Raw genomic sequence first — 23,084 nt, 5'->3', positions numbered from 1 at the left:
TATGTTAGTATAGTTTTAAAATCACCATTATCCAAATGCTAATTTCTGAATCAGTCGGAAAAGAAAATTTTTACTATAGTTATATCCCAAAGTATACTATTTGAGTCTAGTATAAGAATTATAAACAGGAGGGAAAACAAATGAAAATGTGTACTTCCGCGGACAGCAAACTGATTGATTTCATGGGTTCCAAACCCGAAGTGGAGACATCCTTCAACCGCGTGCCAGGGCAAGCCATCAAGTGTGGCTTTGGCATGCAAGGGGTATGCTGCCGGCTGTGCTCCAACGGACCCTGCCGGATCACCCCCCAGTCCCCCAAGGGCGTCTGCGGGGCCACCGCCGACACCATCGTAGCCCGGAACTTTTTACGGGCCGTGGCTGCCGGAGCGGCCTGCTACCTGCACATAGTGGAAAACACCGCCAATAACCTGCGGGCTGTTGGCCAGGGAAAATCCGGGTTGACCATTAAGGGAGCGGAAACACTGCGTGAGCTGGCCGGGGTGCTGGAAATCAAGGAAACCGACCCGGCACAGCAGGCCGTCAAAGTGGCGGACCGGGTGCTGGAAGACCTGTACCGCCCCCGGGGACAACAGATGACCCTGGTGGAAAAACTGGCCTATCAGCCGAGATTCCGGCGCTGGCAGGAACTGGGGATACTACCCGGCGGTGCCAAGTCCGAAGTGTTCGACGCCATCGTCAAAACCAGCACCAACCTGTCCAGCGACCCGGTGGATATGCTGCTGCATGCTTTAAAATTGGGCATTGCTACGGGGCTATACGGGTTGACTGTAACCAATTATTTAAATGACATCATGTTGGGCGAACCCCAAATTGCCACCGCCAGAGTGGGTTTTTCCGTGGTGGACCCGGATTATATCAATATTATGGTTACCGGCCATCAGCAGGCCCTTATCGGGGTGCTGCAGGAGAAGATGGTTACTCCCGAGGCGGCCGCGCTGGCGGGCCGGGGTGGAGCTAAAGGATTCAAGATAGTGGGCTGCACCTGCGTGGGCCAGGACATGCAGCTGCGTGGGGCGCACTGCCGGGAGGTCTTTGCCGGCCACGCCGGAAACAACTTTACCAGCGAAGCCCTGCTGACCACCGGGGGCATCGACCTGGTAGTATCTGAGTTCAATTGCACGGTGCCAGGCATTGAGCCCATTTGCGAGCAGTTTCTGGTGCGGCAGATCTGCCTGGATGACGTGGCTAAAAAGGCCAACGCCGACTATGTACGGTTCGATTGCAACGAGAGTGCGGCCATAGCGGAAAAAATTATGCACGCGGCCCTGGAAAGTTATATCCGGCGCCGGGGTAAAGTGCAAGTGGATATACCCGAACACGGCTACGACGACGCGGTCACCGGTATTAGTGAAAAATCATTGCCAAAATTCCTGGGCGGCAATTTTAAACCGCTGATCGACCTGATTGCCGGCGGCAAAATTAAGGGAGTTGCCGCGGTGGTGGGCTGTTCCAACCTTACAGCCAAGGGACATGATGTTTTTACCGTGGGGTTAACCAAAGAACTGATCAAGCGGGATATCATCGTGCTGTCCGCCGGCTGTACCAGCGGCGGCCTGGAAAATGTCGGTTTGACCTCCCCGGGGGCGGCGGAACTGGCCGGCGACAACCTTAAAGAGGTTTGCCGGACGCTGGGTATACCGCCGGTGCTGAACTTTGGCCCCTGCCTGGCCATCGGGCGGCTGGAAATAGTGGCCGCCGAATTGGCCCGGGCCCTTGATATCGACATCCCGCAGTTGCCCCTGGTTTTGTCCGCTCCGCAGTGGCTGGAAGAACAAGCCCTGGCTGACGGCGCATTCGGCCTGGCCCTGGGATTGCCGCTGCATCTGGCCATCCCGCCCTTTGTTACCGGCAGCAAGCTGGTGAGCAAAGTATTAACGGAGGATATGGAACAGCTAACCGGCGGCAAGGTCATCCTGGAGGGTGAAATCGTGCCGGCGGCGGAAAAACTGGCGGAGATCATCGAGCAGAAAAGAAAAGCCCTGGAATTGTAAAGGGGGAATAACAGTGAAACGCATCCTCATTGACAAAGAATTGTGTCAGGGCTGCAGGAACTGCCAGCTGGCCTGCATGGCCGAGCATACCGCGAACAGATCCGTACTATGCCTGGACCTGGAGGACCCGGCCAACCGGGCCAGGAATTTCATCGAGGCCGGCCCACATGGGCAACCGGTGCCCATCCTCTGCCGTCACTGCGATGAACCGGCCTGTGTTACCGCCTGTATGTCCGGGGCGCTAACCAAAAACCCCGCTACGGGAACCGTTGACCATGACCCGGGAAAATGCGCCGGGTGTTGGATGTGCGTAATGTCCTGCCCCTTTGGGGTTATTCGCCCGGACAGCCGGGAATCCAAGGTGGCGATCAAGTGTGATTTCTGTCATGGCAGGCCCTTCCCCCGCTGTGTGGAAGCCTGCCCCACCGGCGCCCTTACACTAATTGAGGTGGACGCGCAGGGCACAGTAAAGAAAATTTGTCTGCCGGAACCAGTTGCCGGCGAGACCGCACCGGAGGAGGGAGCGCACCAGTGAGATATCTTATTTTGGGAGCCAGTGCCGCCGGTATCAACGCGGCCAAAACCATCCGCGAGTTGGATAGTGCCGGTGATATTACCGTGATCTCCAGGGATGAGCAAGTATATTCCCGCTGTATGCTGCACCATGTGATCAGCGGGGAGCGTTCCCCGGAAAAAGCCGGTTTTGTGGAAGCAGATTTCTTTAAGCGGTATAACGTTCGCTGGCTGGCCGGTCGGGAAACGATTAGCCTGGATACGGCAGGTAAAAAAGTCAAGCTGTCAAATGGCGAAGAAGAGCGGTATGACCGCTTGTTGATTGCCACCGGTGCATCCTCCGTGCTGCCGCCCGTGGAAAACCTGGCGCGGGGCAAGCAGGTTCGGGGCCTGCGCGACCTGGCGGACGCCCGGGCCATTGCCCGGATGGCCGGTGAGACAGACGCCGCAGCAGTGATCGGCGCCGGGCTGGTGGGTATGGATGCCGCCTACGCCCTGGCCCGGCGCGGGGTCAAGGTATCGGTTATCGAAGTGGCCGGGCAGCTTCTACCGTTACAACTGGACCGGCGGGCGGCGGAAAAGTATGAGCAGCTATGCCGACAGCATGGTATGGAATTCTTTTTCAACGAGATGGTCGGCTCAGTGGTTCTGGACGCGCAGGACAATGTGATCGGCTTAAAACTCAAAAGCGGTAAAACCGTACCCTGTGGTATGGTAATTGTGGCGACCGGGGTAAGGCCAAACATAGAATTCCTCGCAGGTACCCCCATTGAAACCGGGCGGGGGGTCAAGGTCAATGAATTCCAGGAAACCTCGGTGGCGGGTGTTTTCGCCGCGGGGGATGTTTGCGAATCCCGGGAAACTTTTACCGGCAAGGTAATGCTTACGCCAATTTGGCCGGCGGCAGTCAAGCAGGGGCAGGTGGCCGGTTCTAATATGGCCGGCGTGCCCAAACGTATGGAGGATAACTTCGCCTTCCGGAATGCTATGACCTTTTTCGGCCTTCCGGCGGCATCCTTCGGCTTCATCAATCCACCGGATGCAAGTTACCGGGAGCTTATTGACGAAGATGCCGACGCTTACAAAAAAGTAATCCTCCAGAATGGGCGCATCAAGGGGGCTGTTTTACAAGGGGACATTACCGGCGCCGGTTTGCTGGCCGCCCTGATCAAAGAAGGAATAGATGTAACAAATTATCAGGAACGGGTTTTCGATCTTACCTATGCAAATTTCTTTACCCAAAAAGAAAATGGAGCCTTTTACTTTACCATTTAGAAGCTGCTAAAAATCTAACACCTTTAAGCACCGGGTGTTAAAAACTTGCAACAAGCAGGCCCCTCCGGTATTGCCGGGTGGGCTTGCTTTTAAACAAATATAAAAGATTATAAAGTTCGTAATCATTCATCTTCACACTTCCTATCAACTACAAATTATAGGTCAATTGCTTTGTCTTTAATTTGTTCATTAATTGATTTAGTGGCGAAGACGTATAACACATTCCCTCGAGTTTCGTTTACCAGTGACAATGCAGCTAGTAAATAGATTTACATATTAATGGAGGTTTACAGCATGTTTACAGAGGTACTTACCGGGATCAGTCAAATAACAGCGCGGGAACTAAAGGAAGCCGATGAATCGGAACGAAAAAGCTGGTTGAAGCACTAACTAATCTTACCGAGCTAGGCATCACTTTACTGCATGAAAGCCCGGAATTTCGCCGGGCCTTCGCCAGAATCCACAGTGAATTTTTAAAGTTTCCCGAAAGCCGAGACACCATTGAGCAAGCGTTTACGGCTTATAACAATTTTCCCCCGAAAACTAAACCGTTCCCCCGTTACTACTGACCAGTCGCAGCTTTTCAACACGGGACATGTTTTTAATAGCTATTTCCCTGCGCATGGCACTACCTCTATCCTATTATATTTTTTTCATATTTTCCCACAATTCATTGATAATTGTTCCGCATTTGCTTTGTATATTGTAAATGGGGCTGGCCACTTAATATATATTTTAAAGGAGGAATGTATGAATCGTGAAGAACTGGAAGACGAAGGTTTTATCAATTGTATTAGGATTGTCAGTACTGGCGCCCACTGCCTCTTTTGCGGCTGATACCGTCACTGCCACCCAGGATATGCCGGTTAGAAAGGGATTCGCCCATTATCAACGCTTTGACGTTGATCAGCGCACTGCAGCTATGGACAAGATGCTGGATATGGTTGGCAAGTATACACCGGGGGATGTGGAAGATTGGAAAAATGCCTTTGCTGAACGCGAGCAATTAATGAGTGAATTGAAGGAAAAGGCGCCGGTGCAAAGGCAAAGACCTCAAATATCCGATGAGATAAGAGAAAAGGTTGAAGCTATCCGTGAAGGCGTAAAAAACGGTACAATTACCCGGGAACAGGCCGGGGAAGAACTGAAAAACCTTGGTCTTGACAGAGTGCGTCAAAATAAGCAAAATCCCCGGTTATCCGATGAAGTAAAAGAAAAAGTCAAGGCCATTCGTGAAGATGTCAAGAACGGCAAGCTAACTCGTGAACAGGCTGCAGAAGAACTGAAAAGCCTTGGCCTTCAAGGTAAGAAAAATTTCGCCGGCCACAATAACCTGATGATCCAATTTAATAAAGCGGTAAAAGCGGATGATGAATCTGCAATTAAGGAACTGTTGCCCCAGCTACTGGAACAACTGAAAGAAAAAAATCAGCAACTTTCTGTCAGGCTGTCGGAAACAAATTAACCCCCCGAAAAAAAGCAGCAAGAGTATGCGATGACTTAAACCAGACTCCCTTTTCAATGGGAGTCTGGATTTTTTGATATAATAACACAGAAGCGTTAAAAGGAGGGTCGCACTTGTTTCGGATTTTCCTGGTTGAAGATGAGATAAACTTAAGTCAAATATTAACTTCCTATTTGGCAAAAGAAGGCTGGGAAGTACGGTCCTTTACTGATGGGCAATCTGCACTGCAAGCCATTAAAGAGCACCCTCACCTGTGGATTTTAGATATTATGCTCCCTGATATTGACGGCTACCAGCTGTTGCGCAGCATCAAAGAGGCGTCCCCGGACGTTCCCGTTATCTTTATATCCGCCCGGGATGCCGATTTGGATCGCATTATTGGCCTGGAGATGGGAAGTGATGACTACCTGGCAAAACCATTTTTACCCCGGGAACTGGTTATTCGCACACACCGGCTCCTGGAACGGGTTTACAAATCAACTGAGGCAAAAAACTCAGCTATTAACCTGCATCCCTATATTCTGGATGAAAACAGGCGCATAGTTCTTAAAGAGGATAATAACATTGAATTAACGTCAAAGGAATACGACCTTGTTTTATTTTTTGCCAAACACAGGGGACAGGCCTTATCCCGGGAACAAATTATCAACCATGTATGGGGAGAGGACTACGTCGGCACCGACCGCTCCGTAGATGACCTGGTACGGCGGTTGCGAAGAAAAATGCCGGACCTCCGCATTGAAACCATATATGGTTTTGGATACAGGATGACGGCCAAATGAAAAATATATCGCTGACAGTAAAAATTTGGCTGGCCCTTTCCCTGGTTAGCTTATTGTTATATTTAATTGTATTGCTTATTATGCCTCACTTAATTCGCAACTTTTTTACAGCTACCTTAATGCAACCACATGTACCACCGGAAAAAAATATTATCAAGGAACCGTTACCCTCTTTTCTTGGTGTCCGGGGATTCAATATTCGCAACCTTATTATATTGGAAGACGGGACAACAATACCACCCAATGCCCCGAAAGCGATTCCTGATGCTCTTTTACAAAATATAAAACAAAACGCCTCAACTCAGCAAACATCCAGGCATCTGTACGAATATGTCGATGGACAGGAAAGAGTTCGCTATGTTATCCGCAAAAACATTGCCTATGGGCGCCCTTTGTATCAGGTATCGTTTTTTAAAAGATCGGAAGAAGACAAATTTATAAAAACTTTATTGTTTAATTTTATGGTGTTCGCCGGTATTACCCTGGTAATCAGCTGGTTTGCCTCGCTTTTTATTGCCCGTTACTTAACCCGGCCCCTGGTTCAAATGAAGCAGCATGTAAAGCGCATAGCCAACCGCAACTGGCATGAACCCCTTACTGTAAAACAAGGTGATGAAATAGGGCAGTTGGCCGGCTCCATTGAAACCATGCGCCGGCAGCTTGTCAGGCAGGATGAAGCGCAGCAATCCATGCTGCAAAATATTTCTCACGAGTTGAAAACGCCGGTCATGGTGATCCGCAGCTATGCCCAGGCCATCCAGGACGGGGTCTACCCCAAAGGCGATCTGGCCGGCAGTATCCAGGTGATCGATGCGGAAGGTGCGCGCCTGGAAAAATTGATTAAACAGCTGCTTTATTTAACACGCCTCGACTACCTGGATACCCGGGAGCAGGTTCAGAAGGAGATAGAATTGGACAGGTTGGTTAAAAAAACAGTTCAGCTTTTATACTTGCAGCGATCGGAAATAACCTGGCAGTTGGATTTGCAGCCGGTAACTATTGCAGGGGACGAAGAAACCTTAAGGGTCATGATTGAAAACCTGCTGGAAAATCACCTTCGTCATGCTGCTTCCCGCCTTGAGGTTAACCTTGGGTTAAACAGTAAAAAAACGGAAATAATACTCAGTTTCTGGAATGACGGCTCCAGGATTGAGCCCCATATCCTAAACCGGCTGTTCCAGCCTTTCCATAAAGCCGGAGAAGGTAAGTTCGGACTGGGGTTAACCATAGTGCAGCGAATCGTAAAAATGTATCAGGGGCAAATCACCTTGAAAAATGAAAGAGGCGGTGTAACTTCAACTGTTATTATCCCATTTAGATAGGAGTGGCGAAAAGCAAAAAGGGGATAGGCTGGTTTTTCGCTTTTGGAAATTAGCTTTGGTGCCAGGTGTTGAAAGTTGAAAATCGAGGATTTTTCAACTTTCAACACCTGGCACCTATCAAACGTGTGTCTCTCGCGGACTCTTCGAACAACCTCTGTAAGTAGTTAGTTTAATAATATGCCGGCTTCAGCCAGCTTTAAAGAGCGATAGGCCAAATAAAAACCATAACCGGCGGAGATATTCTTGTCTTTCATATTAAAACAGTCCAGTTCGCTTTGCAAAAGATCCATTTTGGATATCTGGCCCAGCTCAAATCTTTTTTTGTCCCATTCATAGTTTTGCTGAGCATTATTATAATTAATTAATGATAATTGATACTCTTCTTGCTTTAATTTAACTTCAGCCATTAAATTGTTTATGGCATCCTTTAATTTATACCTTTCATCTTTCAGCTGCAGCTCCTTTTCCTCGATTTCCAATTCCAATAATTCCTCCTGGTAATTGTCGTCCTCCACATAATCAAGGTCGTCTTCTCTCTGCTCAATATCCCGTTTAAGCTCATCAATTTTATCATATTCCCCGGTAGCTCTTGAAAGTAATATGTCATAATCGGGTACTTCACCCGTTTCTGGAATCTCGAACGGAGCCAAAATCAGTTCATCATCATAATCTCTACCGATCATATCATTAAGATTTCCCTTTGTTTTTTTGATTGAGCTCATTAATTCAATTATTTGCTTATCTATATTGGAAACATCTACAGCCAACTGATCTACCTTCAGTTGGTTGCTGTTTCCCAGAGCCAGTCTGGCTCTTTCAAGATTTAACAAGGACTGTTTCACCTCAAGTTCTTTTTCTAAAGTTAATAAGTTATTCTCCTGGTTCAATATTGTTGTGTATTGTTCCTCTACTATATATTCCAACTGTTTCTTATAATTTTCTTCATCTATTTTAGCGTCATTATAATTGGCTTCTGCATCTCTTTTTTTATCTAATAAGGAATCTATTGATTCGGCATTCTTATCTATATTTTCCCAAATGGATGACATTTCCTCTTTAATATCATTCATTCTGGAAATAACCGATGTGTCCCCTTCATTTAAAAGTTCTTGTAGAGTAGAATATTCTTGCCCTAAATTGTTATATCCGGACAGCAGATTATTATTTTCATGTTCGGCTTCATCATACTGATCATCTGCCTGGTAAAATTGATACTTTGCCTTTTCTTTATTAATTTCGTATTGGGTCAGGTTTCTGCTGTTTTCAAGGGCCAACTCCTTGACCTGTTCCAGGGTGACAACATTCTCTGCAGCATCTTCTGAATCGTTTTCGGACGCATATCCCGCAGATAAACAAACCAGCATAAAAAGCATAGTTAATAATAAAACTAACTTCTTTTTCATATGCATCTCCTTTACTCGTATCTCAACGCATCTATCGGGTTTAACTCAGCTGCTTTCCAGGCCGGGTAAAACCCAAAAAACACACCTGTAATCACAGAGAATATCAGACCCAATAAAATCCCGCTAATTGAAGGGAGGGCTGGAAGCTCAAAATATTTCAACAGAGGGATGGCAAAAAAACCTAAAATTACACCCAGCAACCCGCCAACTAAACTGATAATTACGGCTTCCAACAGGAACTGGCTCAATATTTCCCTCTTTTTAGCCCCGATTGCTTTAAGGGTGCCTATTTCTTTGGTTCTTTCTTTTACCGTAACAAACATTACATTCATAATTCCTATCCCGCTGACTATCAAGACAACTACCGCCACTGCCAGCAACAGTAAAGACATGGTTCTGGCTGATTCCTGTGCTGCCGCCAATCTGCTACCTGCATCCAGAATACGAAATTGCTCCGCTCCTCCCATGCGATGAGTTTCATTTAAAGTGTTTGTTATATCATTTATAGCTGATTGAACCGTTTCCAATCCCGTTGCCTGAACTGTAATTATGGGGTTGGCCCTGGTGCCCAGTAAATATTTTTCTCCTACCGAGTAAGCAATAAACGCTGAGTCGTCATAACTTGAGTGTGAACCGGTATCTCCCACCCGATTGAAAATACCTATTACCTCAAACTTTCTTCTGTTGATGCTGATGTTCGAACCGACTATTTCAGAAGGATTGCCGTCCGTAAGTGTGTTGGCCAGTTCCGCCCCCAGTACGGCGTATTTGTGTTTCTTTTTCTCATCTTCATCGTCAAGTGCTCTGCCTTGTTGTACGGTAAGATTATTGTTTTCCTGATACTCGGGGGGAATGGCAATAAAACTGCTGTTAAATGAAAAATTATTGTAATTAATATCTCCGCTGCCCTGTAAAATTGGGAAAGCATGAGCAATGTTGTCACTTGCCATAAACAACTCGGCATCTTTTTCAGTCAAAGGGTCAACTACCTTGCCCCTTTGGGCCGGCATTACAATAATCGTTCCTACATTAAGCTTCGAGTATTGCTCGTTAACCTGTGCCTCTCCCCCCGCGCCTATCGCCACCACCAGAAAAATAGTGGCCGTCCCGACAATTACTCCCAGTGTAGTTAGGAAGGTTCTCACCTTGTTCTGGTAGATATTTATTAAAACAAGTTTGAGCAGCTGCTTTATTTTCAAGAAATCACCTGCTTTTCGGGTAAACCACAGTCTCGTTTGCTTTAAGACCTTCCAGGACTTCCACACTGGTTCCGTCAGTGAAACCGGCTTTTATTTGCTTTTCCGACTTTTGGCCATTATTATCAATGACAGTAACATACTGCTTACCGTTAATGATTTTAACCGCCTTGTAAGGCACTATTAAGGAATTCTTAACTTCTTTTCTTATAAATGAAACCATGCAAGTCATGCCATCTTTTAATTCAGGGCCGGGGTCTTTAATTTTGACCTCAACTGAATAATTAACCAGGCCGGAAGAATCTGATATTGGCAAAAGGCTTATTTTGCTGACTTCACCTTCAAATTTTTTATCCGGCAGGGCTTCCACAGTCACATAAACTTTTTGACCTGTTTTGATTTGACCAATATCATACTCAATTACGTTAGTGATCGCGTTAATGGTATTGTTTTCATGGATTGTGGCAAAATCCTGTTCATCAGTTATGCTTTCTCCTGCTTTCTTGGATAAGCCCAAAACAACCCCTGAGACCGGCGCGTATAAAATAGTGTCTTCCAAATTCTCCTTAGCCATTTTCACCTGTAATTCATCTTGCTTGAAATCCTGATTTTTTTCTATTGTATATTTTTTAATTAAATTCCGGTATTCCAGCTCTTTGTTATCAAGTTCCATTTTTTTCAGCTTAATTTCGTTGGCCGGGTATGCTTCAGGAATTGTTTCCATTTCTGCGTATTCATCTTTGAGTTTTTGCAATTCGGATTCCATACTTTTTAGCTTTAACTCATAATCCAACAGGCTTGTTTGTTGCTGCTCCCGGGCATCATCCAGTTTAGCTAAAGCCAACTGGTATTGGTCCTGGTAATCGCTGTTGTCCAATTTGGCAATAACCGCACCTTTTTTGACCTCGTCACCCTCGTCAACCAATATTTCCGAAATGGTGCCTTTGACGCCAAACCTTAAATTAACCTTGGAAAATTCAATGGTTCCATCAGAGTCAAAGCCAACAATAATATCATCTCTTTTCACTTGCACCTGTTCGTATTGTATTTCCGAGCTTGCATCATTACTTTTGTTTTGCAGCCAAAAACCCATGCCGGCTGCCAGGAAGATAATTAATATAAGAACAACACCCAGGTTCTTTTGGGTTTTATGATCAACCAACTCCTTTAACCCCCACCCCTAATTTTTGTCATAGATTCTACCGTCTCGTATGTAGATTACCTTTTTCACCTGCTCAGCCACTTCAATATCATGGGTAATGATTACTATTGTATTTCCTTGCCTGTTCAGCTCTTTAAAAATCTCCATAGCATCTTTGCTGGATTTGCTATCTAAATTTCCAGTGGGCTCGTCTGCCAAAACCAGATGTGGATTGCCGACTATGGCCCTGGCAATGGCCACCCTCTGCTGCTGCCCCCCTGATAGTTCATTGGGCCGGTGATTAAGTCTTTCCCCCAAGCCTAAAAGCTTTAATTTTTCCTTGGCCGATTCCTTGGCTTCTTCCTCTTTGGCGCCGCGATAAAGCAAGGGAAGCATGACATTTTGGATGGCTGTTAACCTGGGTAATAAGTTAAACTTCTGAAATACAAAACCAATTTTTTGGTTTCGTATTTCAGCTAATTGATTATCTTTGGCTTTTAAAACATCCAGGCCATCCAAATAATATTGACCGGAAGTGGGTAAATCCAAACAACCAAGTAAGTTCATCAGAGTGGATTTACCTGAACCGGAAGGACCTAAAATTACAATAAAATCACCTTCCAGAATTTGCATGCTTACATCATCCAATACTTTTAGCTTTTCAGAGCCATTTTGATAAATTTTTACAATGTTTCTGGCATCTATGATACATTTGGCATTCTCAATCATGGTTGCCTGTTACCACCCATACCACCCATGCCGCCAAAACCTTGACCATTGCCGGGTCTTTGCCCGTTGGCGCCTTCAGGGTTGCCTGTTCTCGGTCCATTGCCGCCCATCACTTGAACAAAACTAACTGCATCATTTTTTTTCCAAACTCTTAACATTTGGTCTTTTTTAATCTCTGTCAACCCCATGGGGGTAGTTTCATTAGTCCCCCTTTGCACTGTTACGATTGGTGTGCCTACCGGTATTATAAAAGTTTCAGTTTCCCCGGTTACTTTAAACCCGGCTCGGTTTCCCGGCCCGGGACCTTGTACGTTTGGGTTTATTTCTTGACCCGTTGGTTCCTGACGCCCTTCTGACGGCGTTCCCTCGTTCAGAGAGTCTTGTAATTTGTACACCGTAACTTCATTGCCGATAACATCTTTTACTTGACCGATTAAAGCCGGTTTTTCTTCAGGAAACACGACCTTTTCGCCCTCAGAAACAGTAGCTGCATTATCCTCCTTGGACGGTTCCTTAAGCGCCTCTGTATTGCTGCCGCAGCCAATAGCTGTTGCTGAAATAAAAGCTAATATTAACACTAAAAGCAATTTATTTAATTTCATAATCACACCTCATACCTAATATTTAAATAAGATTAATTGCAACATTATTTACTTGGCAATGGTATATTGCATTTATGGTTGCGTTTTTGATGCTTACTATATAATCACCAACCTTTTACTGAATAAATGTAGTTTAAAAATAGGCTTTCATAGTAAAAATTTACTAAACAAATATGGGGTAATTATCAAGAGATTATGGGAAATTGTGAAAGTCCATGATTCTATGCCATATCCTTAAATGGCGCCTATTGACACTCCCGTCCAGTTACCATATGGTAAATTGCAAAAATTATTCAAACAAATAAAAAAAGACAAATGCGCCTCTTTCGGCAACAGCCGAGTGGCGCATTCTATTGATATTGCATCATAAGGAAGCCATTAAAAAACAAAATTCAAAGATTCAGTAGATATCCAGAGACATACCCCGGATACTACAGGCTTAATTTGCTTACCCCAGGGTACATTCCGCCGGCCGCTGTATTTTTCATATACTCCCTTTCCAACAAAGCACACTACACGCGGCTCTTCCGGTATAGTTCCGCCCCGCCATTCTTATATTCCTGATTCGTTATATCGGCTGCCGCCCGGGTGGGGCGGGACACTATATTGGTCAGACCGTACCCCAGCTCCAGTAAACCGGCGTCCTCTTCCGGCCTATACCTGCGGGCGCCCCTTGATCAGGTTATCGACCACGGTGGGATCGGCAAGGGTGGAGGTGTCGCCAAGAGACTCAATTTCTCCGGCGGCCACTTTGCGCAGGATCCGGCGCATAATTTTACCGCTTCTTGTTTTGGGCAGGCCCACTGAAAAGTGGATCTTGTCCGGGGTCGCAATGGGTCCGATTTCCTTCCGGACGTGCATGACCAATTCTTTCTTCAGGTCGTCGGTGTCCTCAAACCCTTCTTTTAACGTCACGTAGGCGTAAATACCTTCGCCCTTGATGTCATGCGGGTAGCCGACCACGGCAGCCTCAGCCACCTTGGGGTGAGCCACCAGCACGCTTTCCACTTCGGCGGTACCCAGGCGGTGGCCGGACACGTTAATTACGTCGTCAACCCGCCCCATCAACCAGAAATAGCCGTCCTCATCCCTGCGGGCGCCGTCGCCGGTAAAGTAATAACCCGGGTACTGGACAAAGTAAGTGTTTTTGAACCGCTCGGGGTCACCGAATACGCCCCGCATGATACCGGGCCAGGGCTTGGTCATCACCAGGTAACCGCCCTCGTTGGGATCGGATTCACTGCCGTCCTGGCGGATGACTTTGGGATTAACGCCAAAAAACGGCAGGGTGGCCGAACCCGGTTTTGTGGGAATCGCCCCGGGAAGCGGTGTGATCAATATGCCGCCGGTTTCGGTTTGCCACCATGTATCGACGATGGGGCAGCTTTCTTTGCCGATAACCCGGTGGTACCACATCCAGGCCTCCGGGTTAATGGGCTCGCCCACAGTGCCCAGCAGGCGCAGGCTTTCGAGGTTCCTGCCATTAGGCCACTTCTCGCCGTCCCGCATCATGGCCCTGATAGCGGTAGGGGCAGTGTAGAAAATGTTTACACCGTATTTTTCAACCACTTCCCAGAAACGGTCGGGCTGCGGGTAGTTGGGCACGCCCTCAAACATCAACGAAGTTGCGCCAGCCGAAAGCGGACCATAAACGATATAACTGTGACCGGTAACCCAGCCGATATCAGCAGTACACCAGTAAATATCCTCATCTCTGTAATCAAAGATATACTTAAACGTGGTGGTGACGTATGTCAGATAACCGCCGGTGGTATGCATGACGCCTTTGGGCTTGCCGGTGCTGCCGCTGGTGTAGAGGATAAATAGCGGATCTTCAGATTCCATACGCTCGGGTTCGCATTCCTGGGATGCGCCGGCCATCAGATCGTGCCACCATAGGTCCCGACCAGCAACCATGTTGCAATCCTGGTCTATCCTTTTAACCACGACGCAGTTCTTGATGTTTGGGCATCCCTCCAGGGCTTTGTCCGCGTTATCCTTGCTCTTAAGCACTTTGCCGGCCCGGTATCCATAGTTGCACGTAATCAGTGTTTCCGCCTTGGCATCCAGGATTCTGTCCCGCAAGGCGTCCGGGCTGAAGCCACCGAATACAATGCTATGAATGGCACCAATCCTGGTGCAGGCTAGCATGGCGATCGCCAGTTCGGGGATCATGGGCAAGTAAATGGTTACCCGGTCCCCACGCTTAACACCGAGACCCTTCAGCACGTTTGCAAATTTGGATACTTCCCGGTGGAGTTGCGCGTAAGTGTATGTCTTGCTTTCTTCCAGAGGCTCACCCTGCCAGATCAGAGCAGCCTTGTTTTTGCGCCATGTTTTCAGGTGGCGGTCCAGGCAATTGTAAGACACGTTCAACTGGGCGCCGTTGAAATATCTTATATATATATCGTCTGTAAAACTATACTCCTCAACGGAGTCCCACTTTTTAAACCACTCGATGTTTTCCTCCGCCATTTCGGCCCAGAATGCTTCCGGTTCTTCTACTGACTTGCGGTAAAGCTCGTCCCTCTGTTCCCGGCTTTTAACCCTGGCCTTTTCGGAAAAATCCTTTGGTGGTTCAAACACCCTGTTTTCTGCCATTAAATGCTGCACACTACCACTTTTTTCAGCCACCATAAATTCCCCCCTGTTTTTTTAAAAGATGTTTCTGAAGCATCATGCTTAAAATGGGCTAAATTTTCATTAAATTTAAACTATACAAAACTTTCAGCAATAAATTATACCATACTTATGGTACTATTTAAATAAATTCTAATAGCATAATGTTTTTTTACGGCCTGATTAATGGTAGTTGGTATTGGTTACTTTCCGAATTTAAGTTAAAAACGCATACACACATCTGTTCATTTAGTATCTTTTGTTTTTATATGGATAGCATTAACTATTTTTGCTTTGGCCAAAACTAAACTATTTATTCAATTAGAACTTTTAATTTTTAAAAAAGTAGCGTTTCTGATAAAGGAAAACTAGTTTTACAAGGACAGGCATTTTGGAACATTTTTTGCAATAAGACAATAACCTGTTCTTTTTCTTCGGGGGTAAATTTAGAGGTTAAAGCATCAGACCATCTTATTGAAAGGTTTTTAATTCATTCTCCAGATAGCATTGTCCATAACGATATAATACGGAGATCCACCGGCCAATGGATAAGTCTTTGTTTACCAAGCTAAGTCCCTTCCTTTAAGAGAAAAAATATCAAGAAAATAATATCAGAAAAATAATAATTATGTTATATAAGAGAGAGCACCATTCTTAGGGTGCTCTCTCTTCTGTACATTTTCACCTCATCTCTTCAGGTTGTTTTATGCCACGTTTATTTTGCAATAGATATATCACCAATGCTAATACAGCCGGTATTGCTGCTATAAAAAAATCCCCAGATTATTAGCCTGCGATAGAATTACCAAAGATCAATAAAAATATTATTTAGTTGCATTAACAACTATTATAATTAAGAGCAGCAATAATTTCAACAATAAATAATTAGATGAAGCGAGACCCTCACATCTGAATCAGTGAAAGCCTCGCCCGGGTTGCTTCGTTCACATTACTTTTATTTTACGGATATTTTTTGGTTTTGGGCAGGAGTCGAACCCCTGTCCATTATGCTTAAGACAAAGGCCAGCAATATACCGAACGCCAAAGTCGCCAGGATAACCTTCGCAACAGGAAGGGTATACCATAAAAACAGGTAAAGCATAGCTATGACAATGGAAAGGAGCATCAGCGGAAAGGCTATTTTAAAGAACCCCATGAAACCGATATGGGACCCTCTTTTTTCCGCCATACCGATTACCACCACATTGGCCGAAGCGCCAATGATAGTGCCGTTGCCGCCCAGGCAAGCGCCCAGGGACAGCGACCACCACAGGAAGTTCAGGTCCTGGATACCGCCCAGGCGCCCCATGTCATGTATCAGCGGAATCATGGTGGCCACAAAGGGTATGTTATCCACAAAGGCGGAGGCAACGGCAGACAGCCACAGAATTAAAAGGCCTGCGGGCAGTAACGCTCCGCCCGTTACTTCCAGGGCATATTGGGCAATGGCTTCGATAACCCCCACTTCTTCCAGAGCGCCTACTACAACGAATAAACCGATAAAGAAGAAGATAACCGGCCATTCTACGGAATGTAAGGCGTGTTCGGGGTCCATGCGGGTAACCAGCAGCAGCAATGCGGCGCCTGAAAGGGCGATTACCGAGCTTTCCAGGTGGACAAACTGGTGCAAGACAAAACCGGTGATGGTCAGGGCTAAAACCGTTAAGCACTTTTTCAGCAGGGCTTGATCTTTTATTTCATCCTTTTCGTCCATGGCCATGATATTTTGCATTAATTCCGGTCTGGTGGTGATTTGCCGTCTGTATATCAACTTTAAAATAAAGATAGTTAGAACATAAATTACAACTACCACGGGGGTAAGGTTAACCACAAAGTCCATAAACCCTAGTTTGGTGGCACTGCCGATCATAATGTTCGGGGGGTCGCCAATCAATGTTGCCGTGCCGCCAATGTTGGAGGCAAGTATTTCAACAATTAAAAACGGTATTACATTAACCTGCAGCTGGCGGGCTATGGCAAAGGTTACCGGAACTATGAGCAGCACAGTTGTGACATTATCCAACAACGCCGACAGCACCGCCGTTATAAAAGCAAGGGCGGCCATTATCCGGATCGGTTCTCCCTTGGCCTGTTTGGCTGCTTTAATGGCCAGATACTCAAATACCCCTGTTTGGCGCGTAATACCAACAATAATCATCATACCCACCAAAAGGCCGATGGTGTTAAAGTCCACAAAATGAACAGCTTGTTCGACATTGAGAATGCCCGCTATGATAATTACTGCCGCACCGCAAAAGGCGGCCACCGCCCGGTGAATTTTTTCGGATACTATGATGGCATAGGTCACCAGGAAAACGGCCGTAGCAAAGATTACTTGAGTTTGTGCTTCCATTTTCATCTCCCTTCCTGTTTAAAAAGTTTGCATTTAATAAATCTACAACTGAACGCTTTTTGACACCCCCCTGCTGTGGAAAAAAATAAAAGAGGGGCAGCCAAATAAATTGACTACCCCCCCCAGTAGACGAACCGTTATAGCCTGGCAATCGTAGCTTTATTTGTTAAAGCCTTAGACCCATAGCTTTAGCGCCCCTGGCTTTCGCCAGGTTTGCCTAACCCGTGGAGAAGAATTATTCTGTTTTGCAGTATTTATAAATAAATTTTATAGTATTTTTGCGTAAAGTACAAATTATTCATAAGCTATATAAGTAAATCTAATCCCTCTAACTAACTCTTTCTTTTATTTTTGCACCAAACGTGATCTATTTTACAATACAATTTCTCAATCTCCTGTTCCCCGGCCAGGCGGCGCGCCAGCGTGACGGCTTTTTCACCCGCAACCTCCAGCCCCGGGTTCAAGTCGGCCAGGGGTATCATAACAAAGGCGCGTTGGTGCATGCGGGAATGCGGTATTTCCAAGTCGGGTTCATTGATAATTTGGTTACCGTAAAGCAAAATGTCCAGGTCCACGGTGCGGGGGCCCCAGCGGATTACCCGCACCCGGCCAAGCTTGTTTTCTATTTCCTGCAGCCTTTTCAACAGCTGCCGTGGTGCGAGTATAGTATGAATTTCAGCCACAGTGTTAATAAAGTAGTTCTGGTCTGCATAACCCACCGGGGCGGTACGGTAAAAGGGGGCCACGGCCATAACCGCCACCCCTTCTGTATCCGCCAATTGCCGCAAGGCCTGCCGAATATTTTCCAGGCTATCCCCCAAGTTCGAACCAAGTCCGATGTAGCAGCGCACTTCATGTCCCGTCATGGCCGGTTTCCCACCTGTTCATTAAGCCTTCGGATTTCCACGCCCATGTAACCGAAATGGCCCGGCACGGGTGCGGCGGGCTTTTTCACCCGCACCAGCACTTCCTGCAAGGGAAAGCCTTCCAGCAAACGGGCGGCAATGCGCTCGGCCAACGCCTCAATCAGCTTACAGGGGCGGCCAGTCACCTCACGCTGCACCACCTCGTATACATCAGCGTAACTTACAGTCATTTGCGGGTCGTCATGCACCCCGGCGGCGCGCAGGTCCAGGTAAAGCTCCACGTCCACCACGAATTTTTGACCCAACTCCCGCTCCTGGGGGAGCACTCCGTGATACCCGTAAAAGGCCATGTCGTTCATAATTATCTTATCCAGACCAAACACCTCATTTCCATGCTTACCGCCGGACAATAGCATCGGTCATCCGGGCCACCCGCACCATTTCTTTCACATCATGCACACGCACAATATCCGCTCCGCCCGCTATCCCGATAGATACAGTGGCCCCGGTGCCTTCCACCCGCTGGTCGGGGGGCAGGTCCAAAGTTTTACCGATCACTGATTTGCGGGAAGTACCCAGCAGCACCGGCAGCCCCAGGCAGTCCAGTTCCCGCAGCCTGCGCAATGCTTCCAGGTTTTGCTCCACGGTTTTGCCGAAACCGATGCCGGGGTCAATAATGATGTTTTCCCGGGCTATACCGGCCCGCTCGGCCATTTCAATGCTTTCCCGGAAATAGCAGATCATATCGCCCATCAGGTCGCGGTATTCCGTACCCTGTTGGTTGTGCATGATAACCAGCGGCACCCCGAATTCCGCCACCACTGACGACATCTCGGGGTCAGCCCGCAGCGCCCACTGGTCGTTGATAATATGCGCCCCCGCTTCCAGGGCCCGGCGGGCCACCAAAGCCTTGGTGGTGTCCACGCTGATGGGCAGGCTGATTTCCTGCACCAGCGCCTTCAACACCGGCAGCACCCGGTTCAATTCTTCTTCCGGACCCACCGGTGTATGCCCCGGCCGCGTAGATTCACCCCCCAGGTCAATAATATCCGCCCCTTCGGCCTCCATGCGACGGGCTTGGGCCACGGCGCTCTCAACATCGTAAAACCTGCCGCCGTCGGAAAAGGAGTCCGGCGTTACGTTAAGGATGCCCATCACCAGGGTTCTCTCGCCCAGCACCAGTTTTTTATCACGGCAGGCCAGTTCCCTGGGCTTGCGCCCGGCCAGGTTATTCAGGGCTTCTTCCAGCCGGTCGGCCAGGGCGGCCAGCCCGAAGGGCTGCATGCGCAGCTTTTTAATGACAGCCCGGTACTGTTTTTCGGTGCCCATCATCAATACATCGGTTTTTTCCACCGAGGCGTCGACGGTACCCCGGGCAACGGCGGCGTCGCCGCCCTTGCTGAGCATTTCCTGCTTGATAATATTCGCCTGCCTGGGCGCCAGGTCGTAAATTTTAATCAGCCGGTGCATAGCCTTGGGCGCCATGATGGCACTGCCGGCCTTGTCCACGCCTATTTTACCAAACTCCTCCTGTATATCACCCCGGTTGCTGATCACTATACTATGCAAGTTAAAGGACACCTGCTTGTTCACTCCTTAAAAATATTCATATGTAGGTATTTTTACCGGTGCACAACTTAACTTAAAAAAACAACGGTCAACTGCAAATTTTTAGTTTAATAGTTTCCCAAGTATGTTACTTTTGTTATGTGAAGCCTCTCCCACCTGTAGAGGTGGGAGCTTCCTGGTTCATCGACCGCAGCCTTAAAGGTCTTACGCAATCTCCGCAGGCATGAGTTCGGGTGCTCCCAGCCCTACTTAAACTAAAACTTATGATGCTCTTTGCAGTAACACCATTGCCGAAACCAGATCCCGGTCTGCAATTAGTCCACATTCAGGGCACTTATGCACCCGGATACCCAGATCCTTGGGCACATGAGCGCCGCACACGCAGGTCTGGGAAGTGCCGCCGGGCGGGATTTTTACGAATGTTTTGCCGTATTTCAGGCACTTGTATTCGAGGTAGTCCAAGAACTTCCCCCATCCGGCATCGGCAATACTCTTGCTTAAACGGCGATTTTTGACCATATTTTTGACTGACAGGTTCTCCACGGCAATTAAGTCATATTTTTTGACTATGCCGCAGGTGGTTTTGTGCAGGAAGTCCTTGCGCTGGTTGGCGATCTTGTCGTGCAACCTGGTTACTTTGGCTTTAGCCTTCCCTCGGTTGTTTGAACCTTTCTTTTTGCGGGAAAGCCGCCTCTGTAACCTGGCCAGCTTTTTTTCGGACTCGCGAAAGTATTTTGGGTTATCAATTTTAGTGCCGTCAGAAAGGGCGGCAAAGGTTAGTAGCCCAACATCAATACCGACTTTGTTCACAATTTCCACAGTATCGGCTTCTTGAATCTCCGAGGTGAGGTTGACGTACCACTTGCCGTTTTGGTACTTGACGTTTATCCGGCTGACCGTTGTAGGGTCAAACTCGAAGTGCGCCTTCATTTTGACGTGACCGATCTTTGGCAGGTAAATGCAACCGGATTTTTTGAAATGGTCCTGCTTATCTGCTTGCGGATAAGTAAAAGAGCGGTAATGGTGATGGTCTTTATAGTGGGGATACCCGGCCAGGCTGTTGAAGAACCGCCCAAATGCGTTATCCAATCTCTGGAGGCAATCCTGCAGGACCTGGGCGTTGACCTGCTTGTATTCCGGCAGCTCTCTCTTCAGCATTGGGAGTTCGTTCTTCTGTGAAGTACAGGTAGGCGATTTTCCTCTTTGCCTGTAACAAATCTCTCTCTGTTCCAGGGCGGCATTGTAAAGCCGGCGGCAAAGGGTGAGGGTTAGGAATAACTTTTGCTCCTGCTCTTTGGTTGGCTCAATATGGAACCGGTGAACGATAATCACTTCTTTTCACCTTGTGATTCGATGTATTTTTTAATCACTTCCATCGGCGCTCCACCGGTGGTTAAAAGGCAAAAACTCCGGGACCAGAAATATTCCTTCCAGAGATATTTCTTGATTCTCGGAAACTCCTTTTTAATAAGCCGGGACGAGGCACTCTTGAAGGCATTGATGTATTTTGACAACGCGCTGTTAGGGTGGGCACTGAAAAGTATATGCACATGGTCCTGGTCGTGGTTATACTCCAAAAACGTAATGTTGTAGTTTGGCGCGATATACTCGCCGATTTCCCTGATTCGCGCGGCAATTAGGTCGTCAATCACCTTGCGGCGGTATTTAACCACCAGGATAAGGTGATAAGTCAACTTGAACACTGAATGATAATTGCTGTCAAGTTTCACTGTTTCACCAAGGCTTTCGTTAATTGCTACTGATTCTATTTTACAGCAATTTTTGGTAAGTTGCAACAATATTGCCGGGCTTTTAGCCCGGCTGCCCATTCACCTCCCGCCTGTAGAGGCGGGAGCCCTCTGGGCAAATTACGATAAACAAGTTATTACAGCTAGGAAAGGCCTGACCCCCTTAGTAGAGGAGAAGGCGGGCGGTTTCCATGCGGTCGATTTTATAGCAGTCGGCCCGGGCCGCGCAGCGGCTGCAGGGGCGGGCGAGGTCGTCGGCCCGGCAGATGTACCGGCCCAGCGGGCTGGCTGCGGGGCCGCCGGTGCGGTGTTCCCGGATGGCCGTGGTGATGATTTCCTTTTCCGCAGCGTCAAAACCGGCCCGGTCCAGGACCGGCCCGGCCATACGGGCGCCTGCAACGGCATGGTCCTCGCCGGTCTTGTACTGCACCCAGCGTCCCATATCGTGCAGCAGTCCGGCGGCGTAAATTATTTCCTTGCCATCCAGGGGCTTACCGGACGCGCCGATAGCCGCCACTTTCCCCAGGCAACCGTCCTCCAGCATGAGCATGTAAGTAATGCGGGCCACATCCAGCATGTGCTGCAAATCGTGCCGGCAGAAGCGTCTCTCCCGCTCCCAGGCGGCGTTGTGCTCCAGGCATTTGTTGTACCACGGGTCCTTTAAAATATTATCCACCCGGTACAAAAAATTCACCCTTTCCAACTATCTTTTTTTCACCACCAGGGCGTCGGCTGCCCGGACCCTTTGCCATTTAGGATACACCAACAACGGATTTATATCAATTTCTTTTAGCGGGGCCACCCGGAAGACCACGTCTTCCAGCACCTCCACAAAAATGCCCCCCAGGCCGACCATTAACTTAATAGGTTTTGTCGCAAAGTTTAATTTCTTTTAGGTTCTTCTCAAGAACCAAAGTATAAAAGAAGAGGGGTAGCTAATGGTGGCTACCCGCATTCTAATCTATAAATAAGTTAGCAATAAAACGTATTTTCTTTTACCCTGCTGCAACTGTTTTAAGCCAATATTTTCTTTAATTCTTCTTTTAATACAGGCACCACTTCAAACAGGTCGCCGACGATGCCATAGTCCGCCACCTTGAAGATATTGGCCTCTTCATCTTTGTTGATAGCCACGATACACTTGGCGGAACTCATACCGGCCAGGTGCTGAATGGCCCCGGAAATACCGCAGGCAATGTATAACACGGGAGAAACGGTTTTACCGGTCTGGCCCACCTGGAAACTGTGGGACACCCAACCAGCATCCACCGCCGCCCGGGAGGCGCCCACGGCGGCACCAAGCACGTCGGCTAACTCTTCCAGAATCTTGAAGTTTTCCGGCCCTTTCATACCCCGACCGCCGCTGACGATGATATCGGCCTCGGTAAGTTCCGGGCGCTCGGAAACCTGCCGCACGATGTCTTTAATGACTTGGCGAATGTCGCCGGTGTTGGCGTCGACTTTAACAACTTCCGGTGTTTTGGCGTTT

Annotated in this window: 21 protein-coding genes and 1 riboswitch; of the genes, 6 read left to right on the top strand and 15 right to left on the bottom strand. The window is 47.7% G+C overall.

What is annotated here, in order from left to right:
* Positions 1 to 140 precede the first annotated feature (140 nt).
* The 6 genes from cooS to BM299_RS11440 all read left to right on the top strand — a co-directional run bounded on the left by cooS (position 141) and on the right by BM299_RS11440 (position 7,369).
* Complete coding sequence (cooS, locus tag BM299_RS11465) at positions 141 to 2,012, top strand: anaerobic carbon-monoxide dehydrogenase catalytic subunit (protein WP_092484222.1); 1,872 nt, start codon at positions 141 to 143, stop codon at positions 2,010 to 2,012.
* Positions 2,013 to 2,025: 13 nt separating this feature from the next.
* Positions 2,026 to 2,547: a 4Fe-4S dicluster domain-containing protein gene (locus BM299_RS11460; RefSeq protein ID WP_092484219.1), complete on the top strand. Its 522-nt coding sequence runs from the start codon at positions 2,026 to 2,028 to the stop codon at positions 2,545 to 2,547.
* Positions 2,544 to 3,800: an NAD(P)/FAD-dependent oxidoreductase gene (locus tag BM299_RS11455; RefSeq protein ID WP_092484216.1), complete on the top strand. Its 1,257-nt coding sequence runs from the start codon at positions 2,544 to 2,546 to the stop codon at positions 3,798 to 3,800. Before BM299_RS11460 ends, BM299_RS11455 begins: the two co-directional genes overlap by 4 nt.
* 757 nt (positions 3,801 to 4,557) lie before the next feature.
* Positions 4,558 to 5,265 (top strand): hypothetical protein, encoded by a 708-nt coding sequence (locus BM299_RS11450; protein WP_092484214.1) that lies wholly within the window; start codon positions 4,558 to 4,560, stop codon positions 5,263 to 5,265.
* A gap of 113 nt (positions 5,266 to 5,378) precedes the next feature.
* Positions 5,379 to 6,047: a response regulator transcription factor gene (locus tag BM299_RS11445; RefSeq protein ID WP_092484210.1), complete on the top strand. Its 669-nt coding sequence runs from the start codon at positions 5,379 to 5,381 to the stop codon at positions 6,045 to 6,047.
* Positions 6,044 to 7,369 (top strand): sensor histidine kinase, encoded by a 1,326-nt coding sequence (locus BM299_RS11440; protein WP_092484207.1) that lies wholly within the window; start codon positions 6,044 to 6,046, stop codon positions 7,367 to 7,369. The genes BM299_RS11445 and BM299_RS11440 overlap by 4 nt, the downstream gene beginning before the upstream one ends.
* A 164-nt stretch (positions 7,370 to 7,533) precedes the next feature.
* Here BM299_RS11440 and BM299_RS11435 read toward each other — a convergent pair whose 3' ends face one another.
* The 15 genes from BM299_RS11435 to BM299_RS11365 form a co-directional block, all read right to left on the bottom strand.
* On the bottom strand, positions 7,534 to 8,772 hold the full coding sequence (locus BM299_RS11435) for a TolC family protein (RefSeq protein WP_092484204.1): 1,239 nt from the start codon (positions 8,770 to 8,772) through the stop codon (positions 7,534 to 7,536).
* 11 nt (positions 8,773 to 8,783) lie between these two features.
* On the bottom strand, positions 8,784 to 9,971 hold the full coding sequence (locus tag BM299_RS11430; protein ID WP_092484201.1) for an ABC transporter permease: 1,188 nt from the start codon (positions 9,969 to 9,971) through the stop codon (positions 8,784 to 8,786).
* Between the two features lie 4 nt (positions 9,972 to 9,975).
* On the bottom strand, positions 9,976 to 11,130 hold the full coding sequence (locus BM299_RS11425; protein WP_245779744.1) for an efflux RND transporter periplasmic adaptor subunit: 1,155 nt from the start codon (positions 11,128 to 11,130) through the stop codon (positions 9,976 to 9,978).
* Between the two features lie 18 nt (positions 11,131 to 11,148).
* Positions 11,149 to 11,838, bottom strand: a complete 690-nt coding sequence (locus tag BM299_RS11420) for an ABC transporter ATP-binding protein (RefSeq protein WP_092484197.1) — start codon at positions 11,836 to 11,838, stop codon at positions 11,149 to 11,151.
* Positions 11,835 to 12,440, bottom strand: coding sequence for a hypothetical protein (locus BM299_RS11415; protein WP_092484194.1), 606 nt, complete (start codon positions 12,438 to 12,440; stop codon positions 11,835 to 11,837). Before BM299_RS11415 ends, BM299_RS11420 begins: the two co-directional genes overlap by 4 nt.
* Positions 12,441 to 13,094: 654 nt before the next feature.
* Positions 13,095 to 15,077 (bottom strand): acetate--CoA ligase, encoded by a 1,983-nt coding sequence (gene acs, locus BM299_RS11405; protein ID WP_092484191.1) that lies wholly within the window; start codon positions 15,075 to 15,077, stop codon positions 13,095 to 13,097.
* 937 nt (positions 15,078 to 16,014) lie between these two features.
* Positions 16,015 to 17,412 (bottom strand): ArsB/NhaD family transporter, encoded by a 1,398-nt coding sequence (locus tag BM299_RS11400; protein ID WP_092484379.1) that lies wholly within the window; start codon positions 17,410 to 17,412, stop codon positions 16,015 to 16,017.
* 135 nt (positions 17,413 to 17,547) lie between these two features.
* A riboswitch (cyclic di-GMP riboswitch) is annotated at positions 17,548 to 17,640 on the bottom strand.
* Positions 17,641 to 17,744: 104 nt separating this feature from the next.
* A complete protein-coding gene (gene folK / locus BM299_RS11395; RefSeq protein ID WP_092484188.1) occupies positions 17,745 to 18,278 on the bottom strand; it encodes a 2-amino-4-hydroxy-6-hydroxymethyldihydropteridine diphosphokinase in 534 nt (177 codons plus the stop codon).
* Positions 18,275 to 18,688, bottom strand: coding sequence for a dihydroneopterin aldolase (gene folB / locus BM299_RS11390; RefSeq protein WP_342741333.1), 414 nt, complete (start codon positions 18,686 to 18,688; stop codon positions 18,275 to 18,277). Before folB ends, folK begins: the two co-directional genes overlap by 4 nt.
* The gene (folP, locus tag BM299_RS11385) at positions 18,675 to 19,859 is read right to left on the bottom strand and encodes a dihydropteroate synthase (RefSeq protein WP_425429487.1); all 1,185 of its coding nucleotides are present in this window, start codon (positions 19,857 to 19,859) and stop codon (positions 18,675 to 18,677) included. The genes folB and folP overlap by 14 nt, the downstream gene beginning before the upstream one ends.
* Before the next feature lie 249 nt (positions 19,860 to 20,108).
* Complete coding sequence (locus tag BM299_RS11380) at positions 20,109 to 21,179, bottom strand: RNA-guided endonuclease InsQ/TnpB family protein (protein ID WP_092484183.1); 1,071 nt, start codon at positions 21,177 to 21,179, stop codon at positions 20,109 to 20,111.
* Entirely contained in the window at positions 21,176 to 21,577 is a 402-nt protein-coding gene (gene tnpA / locus BM299_RS11375) for an IS200/IS605 family transposase (RefSeq protein WP_114340127.1), read from the bottom strand. Before tnpA ends, BM299_RS11380 begins: the two co-directional genes overlap by 4 nt.
* 181 nt (positions 21,578 to 21,758) lie before the next feature.
* Positions 21,759 to 22,289, bottom strand: a complete 531-nt coding sequence (locus BM299_RS11370; RefSeq protein ID WP_245779748.1) for an HD domain-containing protein — start codon at positions 22,287 to 22,289, stop codon at positions 21,759 to 21,761.
* 9 nt (positions 22,290 to 22,298) lie between these two features.
* Positions 22,299 to 22,427, bottom strand: coding sequence for an acetate--CoA ligase family protein (locus BM299_RS19835; RefSeq protein WP_220427522.1), 129 nt, complete (start codon positions 22,425 to 22,427; stop codon positions 22,299 to 22,301).
* A gap of 182 nt (positions 22,428 to 22,609) precedes the next feature.
* The coding region (locus BM299_RS11365) for an electron transfer flavoprotein subunit alpha/FixB family protein (RefSeq protein ID WP_131820637.1) at positions 22,610 to 23,084 on the bottom strand (475 nt) is incomplete at its 5' end.

It is taken from the genome of Desulfoscipio geothermicus DSM 3669, assembly GCF_900115975.1.
Taxonomy (GTDB): Bacteria; Bacillota; Desulfotomaculia; order Desulfotomaculales; family Desulfallaceae; genus Desulfoscipio; species Desulfoscipio geothermicus.
Note: the sequence above shows the minus strand (reverse complement) of the source record. Positions and strands in the feature narration are given on the sequence as shown.